This is a genomic window from Burkholderia paludis, assembly GCF_000732615.1.
GTDB lineage: Bacteria > Pseudomonadota > Gammaproteobacteria > Burkholderiales > Burkholderiaceae > Burkholderia > Burkholderia paludis.
In genome coordinates, this window is record NZ_JPGL01000015.1 from 61,740 (window position 1) to 85,108 (window position 23,369).

Annotated in this window: 18 protein-coding genes and 1 pseudogene; 9 read left to right on the plus strand and 10 right to left on the minus strand. The window is 69.9% G+C overall.

The window, feature by feature from the left end; all coding sequences use genetic code 11:
* Window positions 1–468: 468 nt before the first annotated feature.
* Window positions 469–1,746: an HAD family hydrolase gene (locus tag GQ56_RS0111295; RefSeq protein WP_031398755.1), complete on the plus strand. Its 1,278-nt coding sequence runs from the start codon at window positions 469–471 to the stop codon at window positions 1,744–1,746.
* Window positions 1,747–1,789: 43 nt separating this feature from the next.
* On the opposite strand, the gene GQ56_RS0111300 is transcribed toward GQ56_RS0111295, so the two are convergent.
* From GQ56_RS0111300 to GQ56_RS0111310, 3 genes are all read right to left on the minus strand, one after another.
* Complete coding sequence (locus tag GQ56_RS0111300) at window positions 1,790–2,563, minus strand: slipin family protein (RefSeq protein WP_031398756.1); 774 nt, start codon at window positions 2,561–2,563, stop codon at window positions 1,790–1,792.
* A complete protein-coding gene (locus GQ56_RS0111305; RefSeq protein WP_031398757.1) occupies window positions 2,560–4,110 on the minus strand; it encodes an NfeD family protein in 1,551 nt (516 codons plus the stop codon). The genes GQ56_RS0111300 and GQ56_RS0111305 overlap by 4 nt, the downstream gene beginning before the upstream one ends.
* Before the next feature lie 111 nt (window positions 4,111–4,221).
* A complete protein-coding gene (locus GQ56_RS0111310; protein ID WP_031398758.1) occupies window positions 4,222–5,256 on the minus strand; it encodes an AraC family transcriptional regulator in 1,035 nt (344 codons plus the stop codon).
* Between the two features lie 137 nt (window positions 5,257–5,393).
* Here GQ56_RS0111310 and GQ56_RS0111315 point away from each other — a divergent pair, with 137 nt between their 5' ends.
* From GQ56_RS0111315 to GQ56_RS0111340, 6 genes are all read left to right on the plus strand, one after another.
* Window positions 5,394–6,527, plus strand: a complete 1,134-nt coding sequence (locus GQ56_RS0111315; RefSeq protein WP_031398759.1) for an acyl-CoA dehydrogenase family protein — start codon at window positions 5,394–5,396, stop codon at window positions 6,525–6,527.
* Between the two features lie 300 nt (window positions 6,528–6,827).
* The gene (locus GQ56_RS0111320; protein ID WP_031398760.1) at window positions 6,828–8,534 is read left to right on the plus strand and encodes an AMP-binding protein; all 1,707 of its coding nucleotides are present in this window, start codon (window positions 6,828–6,830) and stop codon (window positions 8,532–8,534) included.
* A gap of 109 nt (window positions 8,535–8,643) precedes the next feature.
* Window positions 8,644–10,173, plus strand: coding sequence for a CoA-acylating methylmalonate-semialdehyde dehydrogenase (locus tag GQ56_RS0111325; protein ID WP_031398761.1), 1,530 nt, complete (start codon window positions 8,644–8,646; stop codon window positions 10,171–10,173).
* Between the two features lie 18 nt (window positions 10,174–10,191).
* The gene (mmsB, locus tag GQ56_RS0111330) at window positions 10,192–11,091 is read left to right on the plus strand and encodes a 3-hydroxyisobutyrate dehydrogenase (protein ID WP_031398762.1); all 900 of its coding nucleotides are present in this window, start codon (window positions 10,192–10,194) and stop codon (window positions 11,089–11,091) included.
* Window positions 11,091–11,882 (plus strand): enoyl-CoA hydratase, encoded by a 792-nt coding sequence (locus GQ56_RS0111335; RefSeq protein WP_031398763.1) that lies wholly within the window; start codon window positions 11,091–11,093, stop codon window positions 11,880–11,882. The genes mmsB and GQ56_RS0111335 overlap by 1 nt, the downstream gene beginning before the upstream one ends.
* The gene (locus tag GQ56_RS0111340) at window positions 11,879–13,018 is read left to right on the plus strand and encodes an enoyl-CoA hydratase/isomerase family protein (protein ID WP_031398764.1); all 1,140 of its coding nucleotides are present in this window, start codon (window positions 11,879–11,881) and stop codon (window positions 13,016–13,018) included. Before GQ56_RS0111335 ends, GQ56_RS0111340 begins: the two co-directional genes overlap by 4 nt.
* Before the next feature lie 40 nt (window positions 13,019–13,058).
* On the opposite strand, the gene GQ56_RS0111345 is transcribed toward GQ56_RS0111340, so the two are convergent.
* Window positions 13,059–13,994, minus strand: a complete 936-nt coding sequence (locus GQ56_RS0111345) for a LysR family transcriptional regulator (RefSeq protein WP_031398765.1) — start codon at window positions 13,992–13,994, stop codon at window positions 13,059–13,061.
* Between the two features lie 178 nt (window positions 13,995–14,172).
* On the opposite strand from GQ56_RS0111345, the gene GQ56_RS0111350 reads away from it, so the two are divergent.
* Complete coding sequence (locus GQ56_RS0111350; RefSeq protein WP_031398766.1) at window positions 14,173–15,711, plus strand: MFS transporter; 1,539 nt, start codon at window positions 14,173–14,175, stop codon at window positions 15,709–15,711.
* 33 nt (window positions 15,712–15,744) lie between these two features.
* On the opposite strand, the gene GQ56_RS0111355 is transcribed toward GQ56_RS0111350, so the two are convergent.
* The 6 genes from GQ56_RS0111355 to GQ56_RS0111385 all read right to left on the minus strand — a co-directional run bounded on the left by GQ56_RS0111355 (window position 15,745) and on the right by GQ56_RS0111385 (window position 22,240).
* The gene (locus GQ56_RS0111355) at window positions 15,745–17,118 is read right to left on the minus strand and encodes an efflux transporter outer membrane subunit (RefSeq protein ID WP_031398767.1); all 1,374 of its coding nucleotides are present in this window, start codon (window positions 17,116–17,118) and stop codon (window positions 15,745–15,747) included.
* Window positions 17,119–17,130: 12 nt separating this feature from the next.
* Window positions 17,131–19,200 (minus strand): MacB family efflux pump subunit, encoded by a 2,070-nt coding sequence (locus GQ56_RS0111360; RefSeq protein ID WP_031398768.1) that lies wholly within the window; start codon window positions 19,198–19,200, stop codon window positions 17,131–17,133.
* A 2-nt stretch (window positions 19,201–19,202) separates the two neighbouring features.
* Entirely contained in the window at window positions 19,203–20,396 is a 1,194-nt protein-coding gene (locus GQ56_RS0111365; RefSeq protein WP_031398769.1) for an efflux RND transporter periplasmic adaptor subunit, read from the minus strand.
* 272 nt (window positions 20,397–20,668) lie between these two features.
* Window positions 20,669–21,250 carry an HD domain-containing protein gene (locus GQ56_RS0111375; protein WP_031398770.1) on the minus strand — a complete coding sequence of 194 codons (582 nt, stop codon included), beginning with the start codon at window positions 21,248–21,250 and terminating at the stop codon, window positions 20,669–20,671.
* Window positions 21,251–21,349: 99 nt separating this feature from the next.
* The gene (locus GQ56_RS0111380; RefSeq protein ID WP_031398771.1) at window positions 21,350–21,559 is read right to left on the minus strand and encodes a hypothetical protein; all 210 of its coding nucleotides are present in this window, start codon (window positions 21,557–21,559) and stop codon (window positions 21,350–21,352) included.
* A 114-nt stretch (window positions 21,560–21,673) separates the two neighbouring features.
* Window positions 21,674–22,240 carry a helix-turn-helix domain-containing protein gene (locus GQ56_RS0111385; protein ID WP_031398772.1) on the minus strand — a complete coding sequence of 189 codons (567 nt, stop codon included), beginning with the start codon at window positions 22,238–22,240 and terminating at the stop codon, window positions 21,674–21,676.
* Between the two features lie 585 nt (window positions 22,241–22,825).
* Between GQ56_RS0111385 and GQ56_RS39295 the strand changes: the two are divergent.
* Window positions 22,826–23,322 (plus strand): annotated as a pseudogene (locus GQ56_RS39295) (DUF308 domain-containing protein); the annotation flags it as partial.
* Window positions 23,323–23,369: the final 47 nt, after the last annotated feature.

Below are 23,369 nucleotides of genomic sequence, written 5' to 3' on the forward strand. Positions count from 1 at the left end.
CTGCGCGTCGGCGCGGCTCGGGTCCGGTTCAAGGCGGGGTGCCGATCCGGAATGCATCCGCGCCGTTGTGTCGCGAATTATTCAGTCAGCATTTAATGTGCCATTGAGCAATGTAATTATCATAGCCGGTTCGCCGTGGCGCGCCAGCCCCCGAAGGTGAGGATTTCTCCTAATGGAAGGGGGAAATGGAGGGGACGCTCTAGGTTTCCGTCGCTCGGGGAGGGGGGAAGCCGCATGCGCGTGCGGGCCGGCGGGATCGGCCGGAGGGCGGTGCGGGCGGCTCCGGCGCCGGGCCGGCAGGTCGCGCCGGATCAACTTCGCGTCGTATCGCGGCGGGACGCTGTCAAATTGCCGAAATAATTTCGTCACATCATTCGCCCCCTGTTCCAGGCCGCCCGGCCGGGCGGTGCCGGTGCATCGCGCGCGGGGCGGCCCCGAAGCCGATTCGACATTTCACGGAGAGAGACCATGCAACGCCGCCAGTTCATGAACACCCTTGCCGCGGCGACCGCCGCGACGTCGCTGATGCTCAAGGCCGGCACGGCCGACGCGGCAAGCGCATCCGCGCCGGACGCGCTGGACCCGGGCCGCTGGTCGCCGTTCAACGCCGCGCGTCTGCAGGCGGTGCTCGACGCGCATGGCGTCGCGAGCGCTCGCTACGACGGCAAGCGCCGCCCGTACGCGGTGTTCGACTGGGACAACACGTGCATCATGAACGACTGCGAAGAGGCGTTGCTGATGTACCAGATCAATCATCTGCAGTACCGGCTGACCCCGGACGAATTCGTCGGCGTGATGTGGAAGGACGTGCCGAAGGGCGCGTTCATGAAGGATTACACGACCGTGGACGGCAAGCCGGTGACGATGGAGGATCTCGCCGCCGACGTCGAATCCGACTACCGCTGGATTTACGCGAACTACAAGGGCTTCGGCGGCGACAAGAGCCTCGACGAGATTCGCGAGACCGACCAGTTCAAGGATTTCCGCGCGAAGCTGTACTTCATGTACGACGCGATCTGCGACACGCATCCGCTCGAAATCGGCTACAAGTGGATCCTCTACTTCTACAAGAACATGACGACCGCCGAGTTGCAGGCGATGGCGGAAGCGTCGAACAACTACGGGATCGGCGACGCGCTGCGCAAGGTCCGCTACGAGAGCCCGAAGGCGCTGCCGGGCAAGGCCGGCGTGGTGGCCGACACGCATTTTCACGGCATCCGCATTCACGAGGAAATCCGCGCGGTGATGCATACGCTGCGCGCGAACGGCATCGACGTGTACGTGAGCACGGCGTCGCTCGACGACGTCGTGCGCGTATTCGCCGGCAATCCCAACTACGGCTACGGCGTGCCGCCGGAAAACGTGATCGGCCTGCGTCTCGACATGCAGGACGGCAAGTACACGAGCACCTATCCGGCCGGCTGGCATTTCAACTGGGGGCCCGGCAAGACGGTGGGCATCCGCAACGTCCTCGCGTCGAAGAAGGGCTATGGCCCGCTGCTGGTGTTCGGCGACAGCGACGGCGACGCGTGGATGCTGCGCGACTTCAAGGACACCGCGGCCGGCGTGATCGTCAACCGGATGAAGACGGGCGAGATCGGCGCGGACAGCAAGCTCGCGGCCGGGCAGATCGGCAACCCGGACGCGCGCTTCCTGCTGCAGGGGCGCGACGAGCACACGGGCCTGATGATTCCGGACGAGAAGTCGATCAAGTACGGCAAGACCGAGCGCAAGCTGCTGGCCTGACGCCCGACGGGCGTTGAAGCGCACGGGCCGGGCCCCGCGCGCTTCACCCCTCCCGCTTCCCGTTCCACCGCTCCAGCAACACCCCCAGCAGGTCGATCGGCAGCGGAAACACGATCGTCGAATTCTTGTCCGCCGCGATCGTCGTCAGCGTCTGCAGGTAGCGCAGCTGCATCGCCTGCGGCTGCTGCGCGAGCCGTTGCGCGGCCTGCAGCAGCTTTTCCGACGCCTGCAGCTCGCCCTCCGCGTGAATCACCTTCGCGCGCCGCTCGCGTTCGGCCTCGGCCTGCCGCGCGATCGCGCGGATCATCGTTTCGTTGAGGTCGACGTGCTTGATTTCCACCGTCGACACCTTGATCCCCCATGCATCGGTCTGCGCGTCGAGCGTCTTCTGGATGTCGGCGTTCAACTGCTCGCGCTCGGCGAGCAGCGCGTCGAGTTCGTGCTTGCCGAGCACCGCGCGCAGCGTCGTCTGCGCGAGCTGGCTCGTCGCCTCGAAGAAGCGCGCGACCTGGATCACGGCTTTCTCCGGATCGACCACGCGGAAATACACGACCGCATTCACCTTCACCGACACGTTGTCGCGCGTGATCACGTCCTGCGCGGGCACGTCGAACACGACGGTGCGCAGGTCGATCCGCACGACCTGCTGGACGATCGGGATGATCAGCACGAGCCCCGGCCCCTTCACCTTCCAGAACCGGCCGAGCATGAACACCACGCCGCGCTCGTATTCGCGGAAGATGCGGATCGACGACGCGACGAGCACCGCGACGAAGACGATCAGGACGCTGCTGAAGCCGAACGTGTAGCCGATCATGACGGCTCTCCTTGATGTTGTTCTTGCGCGGCCACGTCATAGAGCGGGGCGACGGTGAGCAGCAGCCCCTGGCGGCCGGTGACGCGCACGCGGCAGCCCGCGGCGAGCGGTGCATTGCTGGCGACGCGCCAGCGCTCGCCGCGCACGCGCGCCCAGCCGGCGGCGGACGGCGCGACGCCGCCCGCGCCGTGCGGCTGGTCGGCCAGCAGCCCGTCGTCGAGCACTTCGCCGATGCTGCCGACCATCGCCTCCGCGCCCGTCACGACCGGGCGGCGTCGCGCCCGCAGCGCGACGCTCGACACGCCGGCGACGAGCAGCCCGCCGCCGAGCGCGAGGCTCGCGATCACGGGCCACGGAATCCCGTAGCCGGGCACGTCGGTGTCGATCAGCATCAGCGCGCCGATCGTGAACGACACGATGCCGCCGAAACCGAGCACGCCGAAGGTCGGCAGGAACGCCTCGGCCACCAGGCAGCCGAGGCCGAGCAGCACGAGGCCGAGCCCCGCATAGCTGACCGGCAGCAACTGCATCGCGAACAGCCCCACCAGCAGGCAGATCGTGCCGACGACGCCCGGCAGCACGAAGCCGGGGTTCGCGAATTCGAAGAAGAGGCCGTAGATGCCGATCGTCAGCAGGATCAGCGCGACGTTCGGATCGGCAATGATGGCCAGGAAGCGGCTGCGCCAGTCGGGCTCGACCACGACGAGCGGCGCATGCGCGGTCGCGAGCCGCACCGTGCCGGCGGCGGTCACGGCGGTGCGGCCGTCGAGCTGGCGCGCGAGGTCGTCGGGATCCTGCGCGATCAGGTCGATGACGTGCTGCGCGCGCGCCTCGTTCGCCGACAGGCTGACGGCTTCCCGCACCGCCCGCTCGGCCCACGCGGCATTGCGCCCGCGCAACTGCGCGAGGCCGCGGATGTACGCGGCGGCGTCCTGCGTCGCCTTGCGGATCTCGGTGGACTGGGTGTCGTTCGGCAGCGCGGCCGACGTGGCGGCCGCATCGGACCCGCCCGCCGCGCCCGGCGCCCGCGGAGCGGCCGGGTTCGCGCCCGGCGGCGCGGCGCCGCCGATGCCGAACTGCACGGGCGACGCCGCGCCGAGATTGGTGCCGGGCGCCATCGCCGCGAAGTGGCTCGCGTAGACGAGGTAGGTGCCCGCGCTCGCGGCCCGCGCGCCGCCGGGCGCGACGAACGCGGCGACCGGCACGGGCGAGCCGAGGATGGCCTTGATGATCTGCCGCATCGACGTATCGAGGCCGCCGGGCGTGTCGAGCTGCAGGATCGCGAGCGGCGCGTGACGGCGCGCGGCGCGGTCGAGCGAGCGGACGATGAAATCGGCGCTGGCCGGCCCGATCGCGCCGTTGACGGGGATCACGACCACCGGGCGATCGGCGGGCGCTTCGACCGGCTGGGGCGCGGCGACCGCGGCGCATACGACGAGCAGCGCCGCGAACAGCGCGGCGCGCGCGACCCGCGCGGACAGCGGGTGACGAGGGTGGCCGCCGGGCGTGGCAGGCGCCGGCGGCGGCCCATGACGGTGAACGAGCATCGGGACGTCCGGGCGGCGCGCGGCCGCGCGCCGTCCGGCTTGCGGAAAGGGCGTGGGCCCGATGCTTAAAGATTAGGCGGTTTCGGCGGAAAGCGCGAAGCGCCGGCCGGGTCAGCTGGCGCCGCCGCCCCGCGCGAGCACTTCGTCGCGATAGTCGGCCGGGCTGCGCCCGCTCCATTTGCGAAACGCGCGGTAGAACGCGCTCGGCTCGGCGAAGCCGGCCGCCGCCGCGACGTCGGCGATCGTGCGCGCGGGGTCGGCCAGCGCCTCGAATGCGAGATCGCGCCGCAGCGTGTCCTTGATCGACTGGTACGCGTGGCCTTCCTGGTGCAGTTTGCGCCGCAGCGTGGCCTCGGCCACGTGCAGCCGCGCGGCCATCCCGCCCGCGCCCGGCCACGCGGCGGGCGGCATGCCGCGCAGCACCGCGCGCACGCGCTGCGCGAGCGCGTTCGGATTGCGGTACTTGACGATGAAACTGGCCGGCGCGTTGCGCAGGAACGTCTTCAGCGTCTTCGCGTTCTGCACGACCGGCAGCGTCGCGAATTCGGGATCGAAATCGACATACGAGTCGGGCTCGTTGAAACGCATGTCGTCGCAGAACATCGCCGGGTATTCGTGATCGGCCGGCGGCGTGTCGCAGCGGAAGCTCGCGTGCAGCAGCGGAATGCGCCGCCCGATCAGCCAGCAGGTGAGCCCGTAGACGATGATGAAATAGGTCGCGTACGTGAACATCGCGGGCGTTGCGCCGTTGTTGCGGTGCACGAAGCGCAGCCGCACGCGCTGCGGGGTCGCGTCGAGTTCCGCGTGCAGGTCGTCGAGCACGCAGTGCATGAAGTTCACCGCGCGCGCCATCGCGTGCAGGCCGTCGCGCGCGGACAGCGCGGCCTGGCTCATCGCGATGAAGCTGCCGCTGCGCATCGGGTGGCGATCCTGCCCGAAAAACTCGTCGTCGAGCGTGCGCGCGATTGCGTTCCACAATGCGCCGTATTGTTGCGCGGACACGCGTGCGCGAGGCTGCCCGAGCAGCGCGGGCGCGATGCCGGCCTGCGCGAGCAGCGGCTCGGCCTCGACGCCGCGCCGGGTGGCGAGCGCGACGCTGTAGGCGACCAGGCTGATCGCGACGGTTCCCTTGTCTTCCTGCTTCATCCGTGCCGCCGGTGTGGCAAAAACGCTCAGTGTAAATGAGCGACGCGAGCATCGAACAGTCGGGCGTGCTTGCCTACACTTGTTGCATCGAAACGCAAGGACGGTCGCGCCCGGCGGCCGCGGGAGACAGCAGCACCATGGACGAGCTTTACACCGAAGACCAGCGGATGATCCGCGATGCCGCGCGCGCGTTCGCCACCGAGATGCTGGCGCCGAACGCCGCGCAGTGGGACCACGACGCGCAGCTGCCCGACGCCATCGTCGCGCAGCTCGGCGAACTCGGCCTGCTCGGGATGATCGTGCCGCAGGAGCTGGGCGGCTCGTATACGGACTACGTGGCCTACGCGCTGGCGATGGAGGAAGTGGCCGCCGGCGACGCGGCGTGCGCGACGATGATGAGCGTGCACAACTCGGTCGGTTGCGGGCCGATCCTCGGCTTCGGCACGCCCGCGCAGAAGGATCGCTGGCTGGCCGACATGGCGTCCGGCCGCGTGATCGGCGCGTTCTGCCTGACCGAGCCGCACGCCGGCTCCGAGGCGAACAACCTGCGCACGCGTGCGGAGCTGCGCGACGGCAAATGGGTGCTGAACGGCGCGAAGCAGTTCGTGACCAACGGCCAGCGCGCGGGCGTGGCGATCGTTTTTGCCATGACCGACCCGGAGGCCGGCAAGCGCGGCATCTCGGCGTTCCTGGTGCCGACCGATACGCCGGGCTTCATCGTCGGCAAGCCTGAAAAGAAGATGGGCATCCGCGCGTCGGATACGTGCCCGATCACGTTCGAGAACTGCGCGATTCCGGAAGAGAACCTGCTCGGCCAGCGCGGCGAGGGGCTGAAGATCGCGCTGTCGAATCTCGAGGGCGGACGCATCGGCATCGCCGCGCAGGCGCTCGGCATCGCGCGCGCCGCGTTCGACAAGGCGCGCCGCTATGCAGGCGAGCGCGTGCAGTTCGGCAAGCCGATCGCCGAGCATCAGGCGATCCAGCAGAAGCTCGCCGACATGGCCGTGCAGATCAACGCCGCGCGCCTGCTCGTGCATCACGCGGCGAAGCTGCGCACGGCCGGGCTGCCGTGCCTGTCGGAAGCGTCGCAGGCGAAGCTGTACGCGTCCGAGATGGCCGAACGCGTGTGCTCGGACGCGATCCAGATCCACGGCGGCTACGGTTATCTGGTCGATTACGAGGTCGAGCGTCACTACCGCGACGCGCGCATCACGCAGATCTACGAAGGCACGAGCGAAGTGCAGCGGATGGTGATCGCGCGACAGCTTTGAGTCGCGCCGGCCATCGCCGACGAAACATCATGCAGGACACGAGGAGGCCAGGGCGGTGAACGCGGCGCGCAATGACGCGACCGTGCGCCGCATCGGAGGGGATCGGGCATGCGCCGCGGCGCGTGCGCCGGTCGACCGCGAAGCACGGGGCCCGCGCAGGCGCGGAAGCGCCAACGTGGGCCGACCGCGCAAGGCATGGGGCCCGCGCAAGCGCTGAAGCGCCAACGTGGGCCGACCGCGCAGGGCATGGGGCCCACGTAAGCGCTGAAGCGCTAACGTGGGCCGACAGGAGACGACACGATGACGGTACAGGCATTCCTGGACGCACGCGACTTTCTGCTGCGCCATCGCACGGACTACGACACCGCATACCGCGATTTCGCGTGGCCGGCGCTCGATGCGTTCAACTGGGCGCTCGACTACTTCGACCCGATGGCGCGCGGCAACGACCGGCCCGCGCTGTGGATCGTCGATGCGGCCACCGGCACGGGCGATCCGTATTCGTTCGCGCAGATGTCCGAACGTTCGTCGCGGATCGCGAACTGGCTGCGCTCGATCGGCGTCGTGCGCGGCGACCGGATCCTGTTGATGCTGCCGAACCGCGTCGAACTGTGGGACGCGATGCTCGCCGCGATGAAGCTCGGCGCGATCGTGCTGCCCGCCACCACGCAACTGTCGCCCGACGACGTGCGCGACCGCGTGCAGATCGGCGGCGCGAAATACGCGATCGTCGACGAGAACGAGACCGCGAAATTCGAACAGCCGGATCTCGGCCTCGCGCGGAAGATCGTCGCCGGCGCGCCGCGCGAAGGCTGGCTCGCGATGAACGACGGCTACGCGGCGAGCGCCGCGTTCGAACCGGACGCCGTCACGCACGCGAACGATCCGATGCTGCTGTACTTCACGTCGGGCACGACGTCGAAGCCGAAGCTCGTCGAGCATACGCACCGCACCTACCCGGTCGGCCATCTGTCGACGATGTACTGGGTCGGCCTGCAGCCGGGCGACATTCACTGGAACATCAGCTCGCCGGGCTGGGCGAAGCACGCGTGGAGCTGCTTCTTCGCGCCGTGGAACGCGCAGGCCTGCGTGTTCGCATTCAACTACGCGCGCTTCGAGCCGAAGGTCGTGCTCGATGCGCTCGTCAAATACCAGGTGACGACGCTGTGCGCGCCGCCGACCGTGTGGCGCATGCTCGTGCAGCAGCCGCTCGCGTCGTTCGACGTGAAGCTGCGCGAGATCGTCGGCGCGGGCGAGCCGCTGAATCCCGAGATCATCGAGCGCGTGAAGAAGGCGTGGGGCATCGCGATCCGCGACGGCTACGGCCAGACCGAGACGACCTGCCTGATCGGCAACTCGCCGGGCCAGCCGGTCGTCGCGGGCTCGATGGGCCGGCCGCTGCCCGGCTACCGGATCGCGCTGCTCGACCCGGACGGCGCCCCCGTGACCGAAGGGGAGGTCGCGCTGCCCATCGGCGCCGACGCCGCGCGCCCGGTCGGGCTGATGAGCGGCTACGCGAACAACCCCGATGCGACGGCCCACGCGATGCGCGACGGCCACTACCGCACGTCCGACATCGCGATGCGCCGCGACGACGGCTATTACGTCTACATCGGCCGCGCGGACGACGTGTTCAAGTCGTCCGACTACCGGCTGAGCCCGTTCGAGCTCGAGAGCGTGCTGATCGAGCATCCGGCGATCGCCGAGGCGGCCGTCGTGCCGAGCCCCGACCCCGTGAGGCTGTCGGTGCCGAAGACGTTCGTCATGCTGCGCCAGGGCTACGAGGAAAGCCCGGCGCTCGCGCTGGAGATCTTCCGTTTCTCGCGCGAGAAGCTCGCGCCGTACAAGCGCATCCGCCGCCTGCAGTTCGCGGAGTTGCCGAAGACGATCTCGGGAAAGATCCGCCGCGTCGAGCTGCGCCGTCGCGAGATCGAGCGCGGCGACGACCCGAGCGCGCGGATGCCCGGCGAATACTGGGAAGAAGATTTCGCCGCCGAATTGAAGTGATCGACCGCGGGCCGTGCGCGCCGCATTCCGCGGCCGCGGCCCGCAGCCGGATTGAACCGGCCGCGCGGCGACATGACGCTGCGCGGCCCTCTGCCAGGAGATGGGATCGATGAACGCGAATCCGACGCCCCGCACGGGGCAAGACGTGCCGACGGTCAAGCTGCTGATCGACGGCGCTTTTGTCGAGTCCGCCACGAACGAGTGGCGCGACATCGTCAACCCCGCGACGCAGCAGGTGCTCGCGCGCGTGCCGTTCGCGACCGTCGCGGAAGTCGACGCGGCCGTGCAGGCCGCGCACGCCGCCTTCGCGACGTGGAAGAACACGCCGATCGGCGCGCGCATGCGCATCATGCTGAAGTTCCAGGATCTCGTCCGTACGAACCAGCAGCGCATCGCGAAGATGCTGACCGCCGAGCAGGGCAAGACGATTCCCGACGCCGAGGGCGACATCTTCCGCGGCCTGGAAGTCGTCGAGCACGCATGTTCGATCGGCACGTTGCAGCTCGGCGAGTTCGCGGAGAACGTCGCGGGCGGCGTCGATACCTACACGCTGCGCCAGCCGCTCGGCGTGTGCGCGGGCATCACGCCGTTCAACTTCCCCGCGATGATCCCGCTGTGGATGTTCCCGATGGCGATCGTGTGCGGCAACACCTTCGTGCTGAAGCCGTCGGAGCAGGACCCGCTGTCGACGATGGCGCTCGTCGAGCTCGCGATCGAGGCCGGCGTGCCGAAAGGCGTGCTGAACGTCGTGCACGGCGGCAAGGAGGTGGTCGACGCGATCTGCACGCATCCGCTCGTGAAGGCGATCTCGTTCGTCGGCTCGACCGCGGTCGGCACGCACGTGTACAACCTCGGCAGCGCGCACGGCAAGCGCGTGCAGTCGATGATGGGCGCGAAGAACCACGCGGTCGTGCTGCCCGACGCACACCGCGAGCAGGCGATCAACGCGCTCGTCGGCGCGGGCTTCGGCGCGGCCGGCCAGCGCTGCATGGCGACCTCGGTGGTCGTGCTGGTCGGCCGCGCGCGCGACTGGCTGCCGGACATCGTCGAGAAGGCGAAGGCGCTGAAGGTCAACGCGGGCGCGGAAGCCGGCACGGACGTCGGGCCGGTCGTGTCGAAGGCGGCGAAGGAACGCATCCTGTCGCTGATCGACGCGGGCGTGAAGGAAGGCGCGAAGCTCGAACTCGACGGCCGCGACGTGAAGGTGCCCGGCTACGAGCACGGCAACTTCGTCGGCCCGACGATCTTCTCGGGCGTGACGACCGGCATGTCGGTCTACACGCATGAAATCTTCGGGCCGGTGCTGGTCGTGATGGAAGCCGACACGCTCGACGACGCGATCGCGCTCGTCAACGCGAACCCGTTCGGCAACGGCGTGGGCCTGTTCACGCAGAGCGGCGCGGCCGCGCGCAAGTTCCAGAGCGAGATCGACATCGGCCAGGTCGGCATCAACATCCCGATCCCGGTGCCGGTGCCGTTCTTCAGCTTCACCGGCTCGCGCGGCTCGAAGCTCGGCGACCTGGGCCCGTACGGCAAGCAGGTCGTGCAGTTCTACACGCAAACCAAGACGGTCACCGCGCGCTGGTTCGACGACGACGCGACGGCGGGCCCGGTGAATACGACGATCCGGCTGCATTGAGCGGCGGAGGACACGAACATGAAAATCGGTTTTATCGGCCTCGGCCACATGGGTGCGCCGATGGCGCTGAATCTGCTCAAGGCCGGCCATGAGGTGCACGCGTTCGACCTGAGTGCGGACGCGCTGCGCGCGCTGCAGGACGCCGGCGGGCAGGTGGCCGCGTCGCCGCGCGATGCGGCGTCGGGCGCGACCTTCGTCATCACGATGCTGCCGGCCGCGCCGCACGTGCGGTCGGTGCTGTCCGGCGAAAACGGCGTGCTGGCCGGCCTCGGCGCCGGCGCGACCGTGATCGATTCGAGCACGATCGATCCGGCCAGCGCGCAGGCGTTCGGCGCGCTGGTGCGCGAGCATGGCGGCGCGTTCGTCGATGCGCCCGTGTCGGGCGGCACCGGCGGCGCGGCGGCCGGCACGCTGACCTTCATGGTCGGCGGCAGCGATGCGGATTTCGAGCGCGTGAAGCCGGTGCTGGCCGGCATGGGCAAGAACATCGTCCACTGCGGCGCGACGGGCATGGGGCAGGTCGCGAAAGTCTGCAACAACCTCGTGCTCGGCATCTCGATGGCGGCCGTATCGGAAGCGATGTCGCTCGGCGTCGCGCTCGGCATCGACCCGAAAGTGCTGGCCGGCATCGTCAACACGTCGACGGGCCGCTGCTGGAGTTCGGATACCTACAACCCGTATCCGGGCGTGATCGACACCGCGCCGTCGTCGCGCGGCTACTCGGGCGGCTTCGGCACCGACCTGATGCTGAAGGATCTCGGCCTCGCCAACGACGCGGCGAAGCAGGCGCGCCAGCCCGTCTATCTCGGCGCGCTCGCGCAGCAGCTGTATCAGACGGTGAGCAGCCGCGGCGACGGGCAGCTCGATTTCTCGGCGGTGATCCGCCTGTACCAACCGGCAACGAAGAAGGACGCGTGATGATCGAACTGGACTACGTCGACGACGGCGCGATCGCGTGCGCGACGCTCAAGCGTCCGCCCGCGAACGCCTTCACCGCCGACGGGCTGCAGCAACTGCAGGCAACCGTTGCCGAACTGAACGCGAATCCGCGCGTGCGCGCGCTGGTGATCACGGGCGACGGCCCGAAGTTCTTCAGCGCGGGCGCCGATCTCAACACGTTCGCCGACGGCGACCGCGCGGTCGCGCGCGCGATGGCGTCGCGCTTCGGCGCGGCGTTCGAGGCGCTGCACGATGCACGCGTCGTGACGATCGCGGCGATCAACGGCTATGCGATGGGCGGCGGGCTCGAGTGCGCGCTGGCATGCGACCTGCGGATTGCCGAGACGCATGCGCAGATGGCGCTGCCCGAGCCGTCGGTCGGCCTGCTGCCGTGCGGGCTCGGTACGCAGACGCTGCCCTGGCTCGTCGGCGAAGGCTGGGCGAAGAAGATCATCCTGACCGGCGCGCGCGTCGACGCGGCCACCGCGCTGCGGATCGGCCTCGTCGAGGACGTCGTGGAATCGGGCGCGGCACGCGATGCGGCGCTGGCGCTTGCGCGCAACGTCGTGCGGCAGAGCCCGCATGCGGTCGCGTACAGCAAGGAGCTGATCGGCCTCGCGCGCCGCGGCGTGCCGCGCGGCGCGGCGCTGGCGGTCGAGCGCGAGCGCTTCGTCGACCTGTTCGACACGAACGATCCGCGCGAGGGCGTGGCCGCGTTTCTCGGCAAGCGCGCGCCGCAATGGCACACCGACGGGGAGCCGCAACGATGAGCACGCCGGTCTCGACTCCCGACGCCTTCGCACAGCCCGCGCCGGAGGTGCTGTTCCGCGTGGTGAACCGCGTGGCGCTGATCACGCTGAACCGGCCGGCCGCGCTCAACGCGCTGTCGTACGCGATGATCGGCGAGCTGGCCGCGCTCCTCGCGCGCTGCCGCGACGACGACCAGATCGTCGCGGTCGTGCTGCGCGGCGCGGGCGAGAAGGGCTTCTGCGCGGGCGGCGACGTGCGCGCGCTGCACCGGATGGTGGCGCAGCGCGAGACCTGGCTGCCGTTCTTCGTCGACGAATACCGGCTCGACTACGCGATCCACACGTTCCCGAAGCCGGTGGTCGCGCTGATGGACGGCGTGACGATGGGCGGCGGCATGGGCCTCGCCCAGGGTGCGGCGCTGCGCGTCGCGACGGAACGCAGCAAGATCGCGATGCCGGAGACGCGCATCGGACTCGTGCCCGACGTCGGCGCGACGCATTTCCTGTCGCGCATGCCGGTGGAACTCGAACTGTACGTCGGGCTGACCGGCGCGCTGCTGTCGGGCGCCGACGCGCTGACCGCGAAGCTGGCGGACCTGTGCGTGCCGTCCGCGTGGCTCGACACGTTCGAGACGCGCATCGAGAGCGTCAAGTGGGACGGCGACGTGCTGCCGCTGCTGCGCAAGGTGTTCGAGCCGCCGTGCAACGTCGTGCCGCATGCGGCGCTCGACGGGCAGATGCCGTGGATCGTGCGTCACTTCGACAAGCGCTCGGGCGTCGAGCGGATCGTCGCGACGCTGACGCAGGACCTGGCGCGCGACGAACTGGCGCGCGAGCACCGTCAATGGCTGCAGGCGACGCTCGATGCGCTCGCGAGCCACTCGCCGACGATGCTCGCCGTGACGCGCGAGGCGCTGCTGCGCGGCCGGCAGATGACGCTGGCCGAATCGTTCCGGATGGAACTCGGCATCGTCGCGCGAGCGATCGAGGAAGGCGACTTCTGCGAAGGCGTGCGCGCGCATCTCGTCGACAAGGATCGCAAGCCGCGCTGGGCGCCCGCGTCGCTCGTCGAGCTGCGCGCCGAACGCGTGCGGCATTTCCTCACGTCGCCGTGGAAGCTGTTCGCGCATCCGCTGGCCGATCTCGGCGCGGCGTGACGACCCGACGCGCCGCCCGGCGCGTCGGCTTCCATTCATCTCATCGCGTCCTGTCCCGGCGCGCGTCGTCCTGGCGTCCGATCATCGGCGGCACGGCCTGCGCGAGCGCGTCGATCACGCAGCGCGTCTTGCGCGGCAGGTAGCGCGTCTTCGGCCAGAGCGCGTGGATGTCGCCTTCGCAGACGAAGCAGCGGTCGAGCACGACCGTCATCTCGCCGCGCTTCACGTAGTGATCGAGCAGCCAGCTCGGCAGCCATGCAATTCCGAATCCTGCCGCGCCGGCCGCCGCGATCGCCTGCACGTCGTCGAAACTCAGCTGGTGCGGCATGTCGATACGGACCGTCGAGCCGTCCGGCGCGCGCAGGTCCCACGGTTGAACCACGCCCGAACGTGAATACGCGATCGTCCGGTGGTGCTTCAGATCGTCGAGCGACGTCGGCATCCCGTGGCGCGCGAGATACGACGGCGCCGCGCCGAGGCTGCCGTATTGCCTGCCGAGCCGCCGCACCGCGAGGCTCGTGCTGTCCGCGAGCGTGCCGATCCGCACCGCGAGGTCGATGCCTTCCTCGACGAGATCGACGAAGCGGTCGCTGATCGATACGTCGATCCGCAAGTGCGGATAGGTGCGCGCGAGATCGAGCACGACCGGCGTCACGCAGTGGTGCCCGAACGCGAGCGGCACGCTCAGGCGCAGCTTGCCGCGCGGCTCGTTGCGGCCGCAGTCGAGGTCGGCCTCGGCCGCTTCCAGCTCCGCGAGCGCGCGCACGCAGCGGTCGTAGTACGCCTGGCCGTCGTCGGTCAGGCTCTGGCTGCGCGTCGTGCGCTGCAGCAGCCGCGCGCCGAGCCGCTTCTCGAGCCGCGCGACCGCCTTGCCGACGGCCGAGCGCGTCATGTCGAGCCGCTCCGCGGCCAGCGCGAAGCTGCCCGATTCCACTACCTGGACGAAGGTCGTCACGCCGTCGAGTCTGTCGGTCATGGCAGGGTGCGTCGATTGGGTCCTGTAATTCCCGAGTCTGGCGAAACGGGTGCGTCAATGGGGATCGAGATTCTCACTATAGTACCGATTCCCGTCCAGCGTGCGTTGCCGGCCGCACGCGGGCCATCCTTCTCACCTGGAGGTGCGCGGCCCGTTGCCGGGCCGCCGCGCAATACGCATGACGCTATCCGACTCCCGCAGGAATGCGGTCGCGCTCGCGGCCGTCTGTCTCACGTCGCTGATGTTCGGCCTCGAAATCTCGAGCGTGCCGGTGATCCTGCCGACGCTCGAACACGTGCTGCATGGCGATTTCAACGGCATGCAGTGGATCATGAACGCGTACACGATCGCATGCACGACCGTGCTGATGGCGGCCGGCACGCTCGCCGACCGGTTCGGCCGCAAGCGCGTGTACGTGATCGGCACCGTGCTGTTCGGCGCGACGTCGCTGCTGTGCGGGCTCGCGCCGAACGTGCCGGTGCTCGTCGCGGGGCGGCTGCTGCAGGGCGCCAGCGGCGGCGCGATGCTGATCTGCCAGATTGCCGTGCTGTCGCACCAGTTCCGCGAGGGCCGCGAGCGCGGCCGCGCGTTCGGGATCTGGGGGATCGTGTTCGGCATCGGGCTCGGTTTCGGGCCGATCGTCGGCGGCGCGATCGTCGCGCTGGCGAGCTGGCCGTGGGTGTTTCTCGTGCACGCGCCGCTCGCGGCCGTCGCGCTCGCGCTGATCGGCGGCGCGGTGCGGGAATCGCGCGATCCGCATGCGGGCAGGCTCGACGTGGCGGGCATCGTCACGTTGTCGCTCGCGGTGCTCGGCCTGGCGTTCTACATCACGCAAAGCGCCGAACTCGGGCTGACCAGCGCCGCCGGGCTCGGCGTGCTGGGCGCGACCGTGCTGGCGCTGGCCGGCTTCATCGTCGCGGAACGCGCCAGCGCGCGGCCGATGTTCGACTTCTCGGTGTTCCGGATCCGCGCGTTCACCGGGGCGATCTTCGGCTCGATGGGCATGAACTTCAGCTTCTGGCCGTTCATGATCTACCTGCCGATCTGGTTCCAGGTCGCGCTCGGCTACGACAGCGTGACGGCCGGCCTCGCATTGCTCGCGTACACGCTGCCGACGCTGGTCGTGCCGCCGGTCGGCGAGCGGCTCGTGCTGCGCTACGGGCCGGGCGTCGTGATTCCGGGCGGCCTGTTCACCATCGCGGCCGGTTTCGCGCTGATGCGGCTCGGCAGCGCGGCGGAGCACGCGAGCTGGCTGACCATGCTGCCGGGTTGCGTGATCGCCGGCATCGGCCTCGGGCTGACGAACACGCCTGTCACCAACACGACGACGGGCGCGGTGCCGAGCGCGCGGGCCGGGATGGCGTCGGGCATCGACATGAGCGCGCGGATGATCTCGCTTGCGCTGAACATCGCGGCGATGGGCTTCGTGCTGGTCGCGGGGATCGTCGCGAGCCTGAAGGCCGGCGTCGCGGGCGCGATCGGCGATGCGGCGTTGCGCACGCTCGCGCAGGAGATCGCGTCGGGCCGCGTCGACGGGCTGCAGGCCATCGCGCCGGCGCTCGCGCAGGCCGATCCGACCGGCGCGGCGCTGCACGCGGCGCTCGTGCACGGATTCGGCTGGGTGATGGTGTACGGCGCGGCGGGGGTGGCCGTGCTCGCGGCCGCGAGCGCGGTGGCGTTCGCGCCGGCGCGGCGCGAGGCGGCCGTGTGCGAATGACGCCGGGCGCGGCCGACCCGGCGCGCGCGCCGGTCAGGACATCCCGCCGCCGAGCGCGCGGTACAGCGTCATCTGGTTGTTGAGCCGGTTCAGGCGCGTCTGTTCGTCGGCGCCTTGCGCGTCGCGCAGCCGCTGTTGCTGGTCGAGCCACGGCTGCACGGCGGTCGCGCCGGCCGCGAACCGCGCGGCGGCCAGCCGCTCGGCGCGCTGCGCCTGGGCCAGCGACAGCGCGCGCTGCTCGGCCTCGCGTTCGAGCTGCACGCGTGCCGACAGTGCGTTCTCGACTTCCGCGAGCGCCGTATAGAGCTTCTGGCGGAACCCGACGACGGCCTCCTCGTACTGCGTCTTCGATACCTTGACCTGCAGTTGCATCGTGTTCCACTGGATGAACGGCAGCGCCAGGCCGAGCCCGAGCGTGCCGACCGGATTCGCGAGCACGCGCTCGAGGCTCGTGCTCGACGTGCCGGCCTGGCCGGTCAGCGTGAAGGTCGGATAGAAGCTCGTGCGCGTGGCGTCGACCTGCGCGAGCGACTCGCGCAGCCGGAACTCCGCCGCGCGCAGGTCGGGGCGCCGGCCCAGCAGGCTGGCCGGCAAATCGGCCGCCACGTCGGGCGGCGCCGCGTCGGGCAGCGCCGCCGGCTCGGCCGCGCGCTGCTGCGGCGGCCGGTCGAACAGGATCGCGAGCGCGTGGCGGCTCTCGGTGCGCTGCTGGATCAGCTGCGTCTGGGCGGCGCGTTGCGCGGCGAGGCTCTGTTCCGCCTGCGCGAGATCGAGCCCCGACACGGCGCCGGCCGAGTGCCGCGACCGGACGATGGCGAGCGTGCGCTCCGCATACGCGATGTTCGCGTCGCCGAGCGCGATCTGCCGGTTCAGATAGCCGAGCCGCCAGTACAGCGACGCGGTCGTGCCGATCAGCGACAGCCGCGCGGCTTCGAGATCGGCGGCCGTCGCGTCGGCTTCCCAGCGCGCGGCATCGCGCAGCGCGGCCAGCCGGCCCCACAGGTCGATTTCGTAGCTGAGCGAACCGTTCACGCCGCTCGAGCGGCTCATCTGGTGCGTATCCAGCGTGCGCGACACGGCGCCGTTCGCGCCGACCGTCACGCTGGGCGTCAGGTTCGTATCGGCCAGCCCGGCCTGCAGTTGCGCGCGATACACGCGGATCGCCGCGATCGCGAGGTCGTTGTTGGCGCGCAGCGCGTCGTCGATCAGCGCGTCGAGTTGCGGATCGCCGAAGCTGCGCCACCAGTCGCGCGTCGCGGCCGGCGCGCCGGCCGCGACCGGCGCCGCCCAGTTCGCGGGCATCGCGACGGCGGGCAGCGGGGCATGGCGCGCGTCCGTGCAGCCGGCCAGCAGCGCGGCCGCGCATGCGAGTGCGCCCAGGCGGTGAAGCGGTGAGGTGTACGTCATGGCAGTCTTTCGTCAGTCGCGCGCGAGCGCATCGATCGGATCGAGCCGCGACGCATTGCGCGCGGGCATGAAACCGAAAATCACACCGGTGAGCGTCGAGCAGACGAACGCGGTGACGATCGCGCCGGCCGAGAACACCATCTTCCATTGCGCGACGAACATCGAGAACACCGCACCGAGGCCGAACGACAGCGCGATGCCGATCGTGCCGCCGAGCAGGCAGACCAGCACGGCCTCGACGAGAAACTGCTGCAGGATGTCGGACTGGCGCGCGCCGACGGCCATCCGGATGCCGATCTCGCGCGTACGCTCGGTGACCGACACGAGCATGATGTTCATCACGCCGATCCCGCCGACCACGAGCGAGATCACGGCGATCAGCGACAGCAGCAGCGTCAGCGACTGGCCGGTCTTCTCGACGGTCTTCACCACGCTGTCCATGTTGTACGTGAAGAAATCCTTGCGGCCGTGGCGCTGGGTCATCAGCTTCTCGAGGCTTTTCTCGGCGGCGGCGCTCGGCTGCCCGTCGCGCACGCGCACGGTGATGCTGTCGAGATGGCGCTGCCCGAACAGGCGCCCGCTCGCGGTCGTGTACGGCACCCACACGTTCAGGCTTTTCACGCTGCCGAACGCGCTCTTCTTGTCGGCCGTCACGCCGATCACGACGCACGGCACGTTGTCGACCAGGATCACCTCGCCGATCGGGTTGCGCGCCGCGCCGAACAGCTTGCGGCGCGTATTCTGGTCGATCACGGCCACCTGCACCTGGCGGCGCACCGCGTCCTCGTCGAACGCGACGCCCAGCGCGAAGCGCATTCCGCGCGCCTGGAAGAAGCGGTCGCCGACGCCGCTCACGAGCGCGTTCACGTCGACGTTGCGATAGCGCAGCAGCAGCGTGCGCGACGTTTCGGGCGTCGCGCTGTCGACGTACGGCTGCTCGGCGAGCGCGGCGACGTCGGCGGGCACGAGCGTCTGGATCGCGTCGGCGCGGCTGTCGCCCCAGTCGGCGCCCGGATAGATGTTGATCGTGTTCGTGCCGATGCTGCCGATCTCGTCGAGCATGTAGCGCTTCGCGCCTTCGCCGATCGCGACGATCGATACGACCGACGTGATGCCGATGATGATGCCGAGCATCGTCAGCAGCGTGCGCAGCCGGTGCGACACGAGCGCGATCCACGCCATCCGGCACGCCTCGGCGAAGCGGCCGGTGCCGGCCGCGAAGCGCCGCGCGTGCGTGCCGGTGCCGGCGTCGCCGGGCGGCGGCGCGGCGTCGTGCGCGGATGCGGATACGGATACGGATGCGGATGCGGATGCGGATGCGGGCGGCGTGCCGGCCGCCGCGTCGGCCGCGTGCGTCGCATCGATGCCGGCTTCCGCGAGCGCGTCGGCGTATTGGCGGTTCGGCCGGTCGGCGACGATCTCGCCGTCGCTGATCTCGATGATGCGCCGCGCGTGGCGCGCGACCGCCTTGTCGTGCGTGACGATCACGATCGTATGGCCGAGCGCGTTCAGCTCGTGCAGGATGCGGAGCACGTCCTGGCCGCTTTTCGTGTCGAGCGCGCCGGTCGGTTCGTCCGCGAGGATCACCTGGCCGCCGTTCATCAGCGCACGCGCGATGCTCACGCGCTGCTGCTGGCCGCCGGACAACTGCCCGGGGCGGTGGTGCGCGCGATCCGCGAGGCCGAGGCGCGCGAGCAGTTCGCGCGCGCGATCGTGCCGCTCGGCGCGTGCGGTGCCCGCATAGATCGCGGGCATTTCGAGGTTCGCGACCGCATCGACGTGCGGCAGCAGGTGATAGCGCTGGAACACGAAGCCGAAGTGCTCGCGGCGCAGTTGCGCGAGCTCGTCGCTGTCGAGCATGTGCGTGTCGCGCCCGCCGACCGTGTAGGTGCCTTCGCTCGGATGGTCGAGGCAGCCGAGGATGTTCATCAGCGTCGACTTGCCGGAGCCCGACGCGCCGACGATCGCGACGATCTCGCCCGCATGGATCGACAGGTTGACGTCGTTCAGCACGACGATGTCCTTGTCGCCGGCCGGAAAGCGTCGCGTGACGGCGGATAGTTTCAGCAGGGGCCGGCGCATCGTCATACCGCGTCCGCCAGCGGCGCATGGTCGTCCGCGGCCGCTTCGCCGATCACGACGCGCTCGCCGTCCTTCAGGCCGGCCAGCACTTCGACGCGCACGTTGTTGTTGATGCCGATGTGGATGCCGCGCGTTTCCGTGCTGCCGTCGGCGCGCAGCACGCGTACCGCGTAGGTGCCGTCCTTGTTCCGTTCGCCGAGCGCGGCGGCCGGGATGTTGAGCGCGTTGCGCGCGTTGCCGAGCACGATGCCGACTTGCGCGGTCATCGAGATGCGCAGCCGGTGCGCGGGGTTCGGCACTTCGAACAGCGCGTTGTAGAACACGGCGGCGTTCGACTTCGCGCCGCCGCCCGCGCCGCCGCCGAGCGCGCCTTGCGCGTCGGCGTAATTCTGCGGCGCCGGTTCGATCGCGCGCAGCTTGCCGTAGTGGCGCCTGTCCGGTTCGCCGAGGATCGTGAAATACGCGGCCTGGCCGGCGCTGACGCGGATCACGTCGGCTTCCGACACCTGCGCCTTCACGGTCATCGTGTCGAGATCCGCGAGCTTCAGGATCACCGGCGCCTGCTGCTGGGCGATCACGGTCTGGCCTTCCTGCGTGACGATCGCGACGACCTCGCCGTCGATCGGCGCGACGATGCGCGTATAACCGAGATTGGCCTGTGCGGTCTCGATCTGGATGCGGGCCGAGCGGATCTGCGCGGCGAGCGACGCGAGCGTCGCGCGCTGCACGTCGAGCGTGGCGCGTGCCGCCTCGAACTGCTCGCGCGACGTCGCGTCGTCGGGCAGCATCGCCTGCTGGCGACGGAACGCGAGTTCGGCCTGCGTGAGCTGCGCGGCGGTCGACCGATGTTGCGCGCGCAGGTTGTCTTCGCTGGCGCGTGCCTGGCGCAGCGCGTTTTCCGAAATAACGGGATCGATCTCGGCGAGCCACTGGCCCTTCGTGACCTTGTCGCCGAGCTTGACCTTCAGCGTCTTCAACTGCCCCGAGACCTGCGCGCCGACGTCGACCTGCCGGAAGGCCTGCAGCGCGCCGGTTGCGAGCACCGCGTTCTCGAGATCGCCGCGCGTGACGGGCGCGGACAGGTACTGCGGATGCTTGTCGGGCGCGCACGCCTTCAGCGTGACGCCGGCGGCGATGACGACAATGGCGGCGGTAGCCAGCGCGATGCGCCGGCGGCGATGGGTCTTCAGAGTCATGAGAACGCGGCGAGGATGAAGCGGTGCCGGCGATGCGTGCGGCCGGGCGGGACGATCCGGCCGGCGTCGCATGCCGGGCGCGTGGCCCGCGACGGTGCCCGCGTACGCATCGCGCGGGCGTGCCGGTTCGAATCAGCCGTTGATGGTAAGCGAGGATTTCACGAGAAGTCGTGTAGAAATTGTGCTGAATTGTGCTAGCACCGCACTGGCGTGCGCGCCGGGCGGCGTCATTGTTGCGGTCTGTGAATACGGCGCGCGAAGGCGCCGCGAGCTTACGGGTGCTGCGTACCCGCGTCGATCCTGCGTTGCGTATCGCCGTCGACGATTTCGCGGATCGCGCTGAACAGCGGCGCGGCGTCGGTATGGCGGCGGCCGTAGCCGAGATTGAACGCGTAGTCGAAATCGGGCGGATTGCTGCCCTGGTTGTGCTGCAGGATCGTTTCCAGCTTGTCGAGCGCCTTCGTCGCGCGTGCCTCCGGCGACGCGGCCGCTTCGTACTCGTCCCACAGCGCGACGATCTCGTCGCGCAGCGGTCGATCGAGCGATGCCGTCAGCGTCAGCAGGTCGTCGCGTTCGTGCGCGCTTTTGTCGGGATGCGCAGCCTGCTCGATCGCGGGGATGTCGCCGTGCAGCGCTTCGCCGAGATCGTGGACGACGCAGAGTTTCAGCAGCTTCAGCGTGTCGATGCCGGGCAGCGCGTCGGCGAACACGAGCGCCATCAGGCACAGCCGCCAGCTGTGCTCGGCCGTGCTTTCCGCGCGCCCGGCCGATGTGTGGCCGCTGCGCAGCACATCCTTCAGGCGTTCGGCTTCGCGCAGAAAATCAAGCCGCGCGTGGAGCGTATCGGGGGTCATGGTGGGTGTCCTTGCGATGGGCCGTCAAGCGTACTGCGGCCGCGCGCGGCTCGTCCACGCATGAAATATGCGCGGCGGCTGGCGTGCGTCGGCGCGCCGCTATTTCAGCGAGAGCCCGGCCCAGCAGAACAGCGCGAAGAAGCCGGCCTGGAGCAGGACGACCAGGCCGAAGATGCGGGGGTGGTGGCGGCGCGCCACGCGCCTGCCGCCGGCGTTCGCCACACCCGAGCGAAGCGCGATCAGCACGGCGGCGCCCGTGTAGAGCATGAACGAGACGATCACGAGTTCCCGGACAACGAGTCGCAACATAGGACTTATCTCCTCGGGGTGCCGCCGTTCACGGCGGCGTCTTTCGCATGATGCGCCGCGCGTGGCGGAATGCGCGTCACCGTCGGCTGCAGGCGCTTCGTCGCGACGCGTTGCTCACGCGTCCTGGAGTGTTTCCACGAGCCGGGCGGCCGAGCCGTCCGACAGTGTCATCCGTGTCCACCGGCACCGGCTGCCGCGAATCGGCACGACGCGCGATGCATTGGCGCCGGTGTCGAACTCGACGCTCGGCGGTCCGGCGCGGTCATGCCAGCCGAGCGTGTCGAGCGCGGCTTCCATGCGCGCGATTTCCGGCGTCGCGTAGCGCCACAGCGACGTGCCGAGCAGCATCGGCAGCGGTTGCGAGAACTCGGCCGCGCGCGCGGGCGAACTCGCGAGCAGGCGGTGCGTGAGGTCGCACACGAGATGCATGCGGCCCGCGCTGCCCGCGACCAGCCGCGCAAGCGCGCGGTCGCCCGCCGAATCGAGGCGCGCGGCGAGCAGCCGCTCGGCCGTCGCGCGCTCGTCGGGCGACATCTGCTGGACGCCGGCTTCCCAGCGGGAGATCGTCGATTGTGCGACGCCGAACAGTTCGGCCGCATGGCTTTGCTTGACGCGGTGCAGCGCGCGCCAGCGCTTGAGTTGCGGTCCGAGCGCCGGGGCGTGAAGCGGTGAGGCGGGCATGGCGGTGCTCCGTTCGGGGTGGGTGTCGCGTTGGCGCCGGCATGCGATCGATCCGGTCATGGTGCGGCCCGTCTCTTGCGCGGTCCGGCTTCTGACGCCCTCGTAGCGGGATTCTGGCGCATCCGCCCAGGGTTGTCGAACGGGAAGTCTGCCGTGGCAGCGTTGCCGGTTCCGCGCCCTCCGGCGCGTGCCGCGACGCCCCGGCCCGCCGACAACGTTTTCGTCGCGCTTTGAAGCATCGCCGCCATATCTTATGATTCGGCCGGTGCGGACCCGTACCGGCCGCCATCGGTCATGTCGAGGCATGACGCGCCGGTACGAATTACCGTCCGTCGGCCGGCGCGTCGTGCGATGCGCGGTCGAAACGACAGGACACGCGTGGCCAGCGCGTTTCCCGAAAAATGACGAGAGGGCACGATGGTACGACTGGTCTTGCTGCTGCCGGGCATCGAATACCTGCGCACCCGCTGGCGCGGGCTGGCCTTGCCGGGCCGGGTGCGGGCCGTCGCGGGCGTCGCGGGCGTCGCGATCTGCGTCGACGCGCTCGACGGCGTGCTGCATTTTCCGATCCGGATCTTTGCGTGGCTGTTCCAGCCCGACCACGCGACCGGGTCGAACGCATGGCGCCCGTCGACCGTGCGCGTGCGGAGCCGCCACTACGATCCGGCCAGGCTGCACGCATTCGGGTCGTCGTGCCGGCAGGACGCGACGTACAACCTCACGCACCGCAACTGCTCGAGCACCGTGTCGAACGCGCTCGAAGCCACGCTCGACGGCGCGATGTGGCGGCTGAAGGGCGCGCGTACCGGCTGGGGCGCGTTCGTGCGTCGGCTGGTCACGCCCGAGCCGCGGGTTGCCGCGCAGATCCGCAAGCGCGCGGTGACGATGGCGTGGACGCCCGGGCTCACGCTCGACCATGCGCGCGCGCCCGGCATGCTCGCCGACCCGCCGCCGTTCGCGTGGTGGAAGGTCGCGCGCTCGGCCGTGAAGGCGATCATCGCGTCGCGTCGCGCCGCGCTTGGCGCGAACAGGGCAGTACGGCGCGGTCGCCCGGCGGATCGAAGGCCGCGCCGATGAAGTGAGCGTGTGCCGCCGGCCGAGGGCCCGGCGACGGTACCCATGACAAGAA

Bases quoted from the DNA above. Each gene is read 5' to 3' on its own strand.
- GQ56_RS0111295 (WP_031398755.1), top strand. From the start codon at position 469: ATGCAACGCCGCCAGTTCATGAACACCCTTGCCGCGGCGACCGCCGCG.
- GQ56_RS0111300 (WP_031398756.1), bottom strand. From the start codon at position 2,563: ATGATCGGCTACACGTTCGGCTTCAGCAGCGTCCTGATCGTCTTCGTC.
- GQ56_RS0111305 (WP_031398757.1), bottom strand. From the start codon at position 4,110: ATGCTCGTTCACCGTCATGGGCCGCCGCCGGCGCCTGCCACGCCCGGC.
- GQ56_RS0111310 (WP_031398758.1), bottom strand. From the start codon at position 5,256: ATGAAGCAGGAAGACAAGGGAACCGTCGCGATCAGCCTGGTCGCCTAC.
- GQ56_RS0111315 (WP_031398759.1), top strand. From the start codon at position 5,394: ATGGACGAGCTTTACACCGAAGACCAGCGGATGATCCGCGATGCCGCG.
- GQ56_RS0111320 (WP_031398760.1), top strand. From the start codon at position 6,828: ATGACGGTACAGGCATTCCTGGACGCACGCGACTTTCTGCTGCGCCAT.
- GQ56_RS0111325 (WP_031398761.1), top strand. From the start codon at position 8,644: ATGAACGCGAATCCGACGCCCCGCACGGGGCAAGACGTGCCGACGGTC.
- mmsB (WP_031398762.1), top strand. From the start codon at position 10,192: ATGAAAATCGGTTTTATCGGCCTCGGCCACATGGGTGCGCCGATGGCG.
- GQ56_RS0111335 (WP_031398763.1), top strand. From the start codon at position 11,091: ATGATCGAACTGGACTACGTCGACGACGGCGCGATCGCGTGCGCGACG.
- GQ56_RS0111340 (WP_031398764.1), top strand. From the start codon at position 11,879: ATGAGCACGCCGGTCTCGACTCCCGACGCCTTCGCACAGCCCGCGCCG.
- GQ56_RS0111345 (WP_031398765.1), bottom strand. From the start codon at position 13,994: ATGACCGACAGACTCGACGGCGTGACGACCTTCGTCCAGGTAGTGGAA.
- GQ56_RS0111350 (WP_031398766.1), top strand. From the start codon at position 14,173: ATGACGCTATCCGACTCCCGCAGGAATGCGGTCGCGCTCGCGGCCGTC.
- GQ56_RS0111355 (WP_031398767.1), bottom strand. From the start codon at position 17,118: ATGACGTACACCTCACCGCTTCACCGCCTGGGCGCACTCGCATGCGCG.
- GQ56_RS0111360 (WP_031398768.1), bottom strand. From the start codon at position 19,200: ATGCGCCGGCCCCTGCTGAAACTATCCGCCGTCACGCGACGCTTTCCG.
- GQ56_RS0111365 (WP_031398769.1), bottom strand. From the start codon at position 20,396: ATGACTCTGAAGACCCATCGCCGCCGGCGCATCGCGCTGGCTACCGCC.
- GQ56_RS0111375 (WP_031398770.1), bottom strand. From the start codon at position 21,250: ATGACCCCCGATACGCTCCACGCGCGGCTTGATTTTCTGCGCGAAGCC.
- GQ56_RS0111380 (WP_031398771.1), bottom strand. From the start codon at position 21,559: ATGTTGCGACTCGTTGTCCGGGAACTCGTGATCGTCTCGTTCATGCTC.
- GQ56_RS0111385 (WP_031398772.1), bottom strand. From the start codon at position 22,240: ATGCCCGCCTCACCGCTTCACGCCCCGGCGCTCGGACCGCAACTCAAG.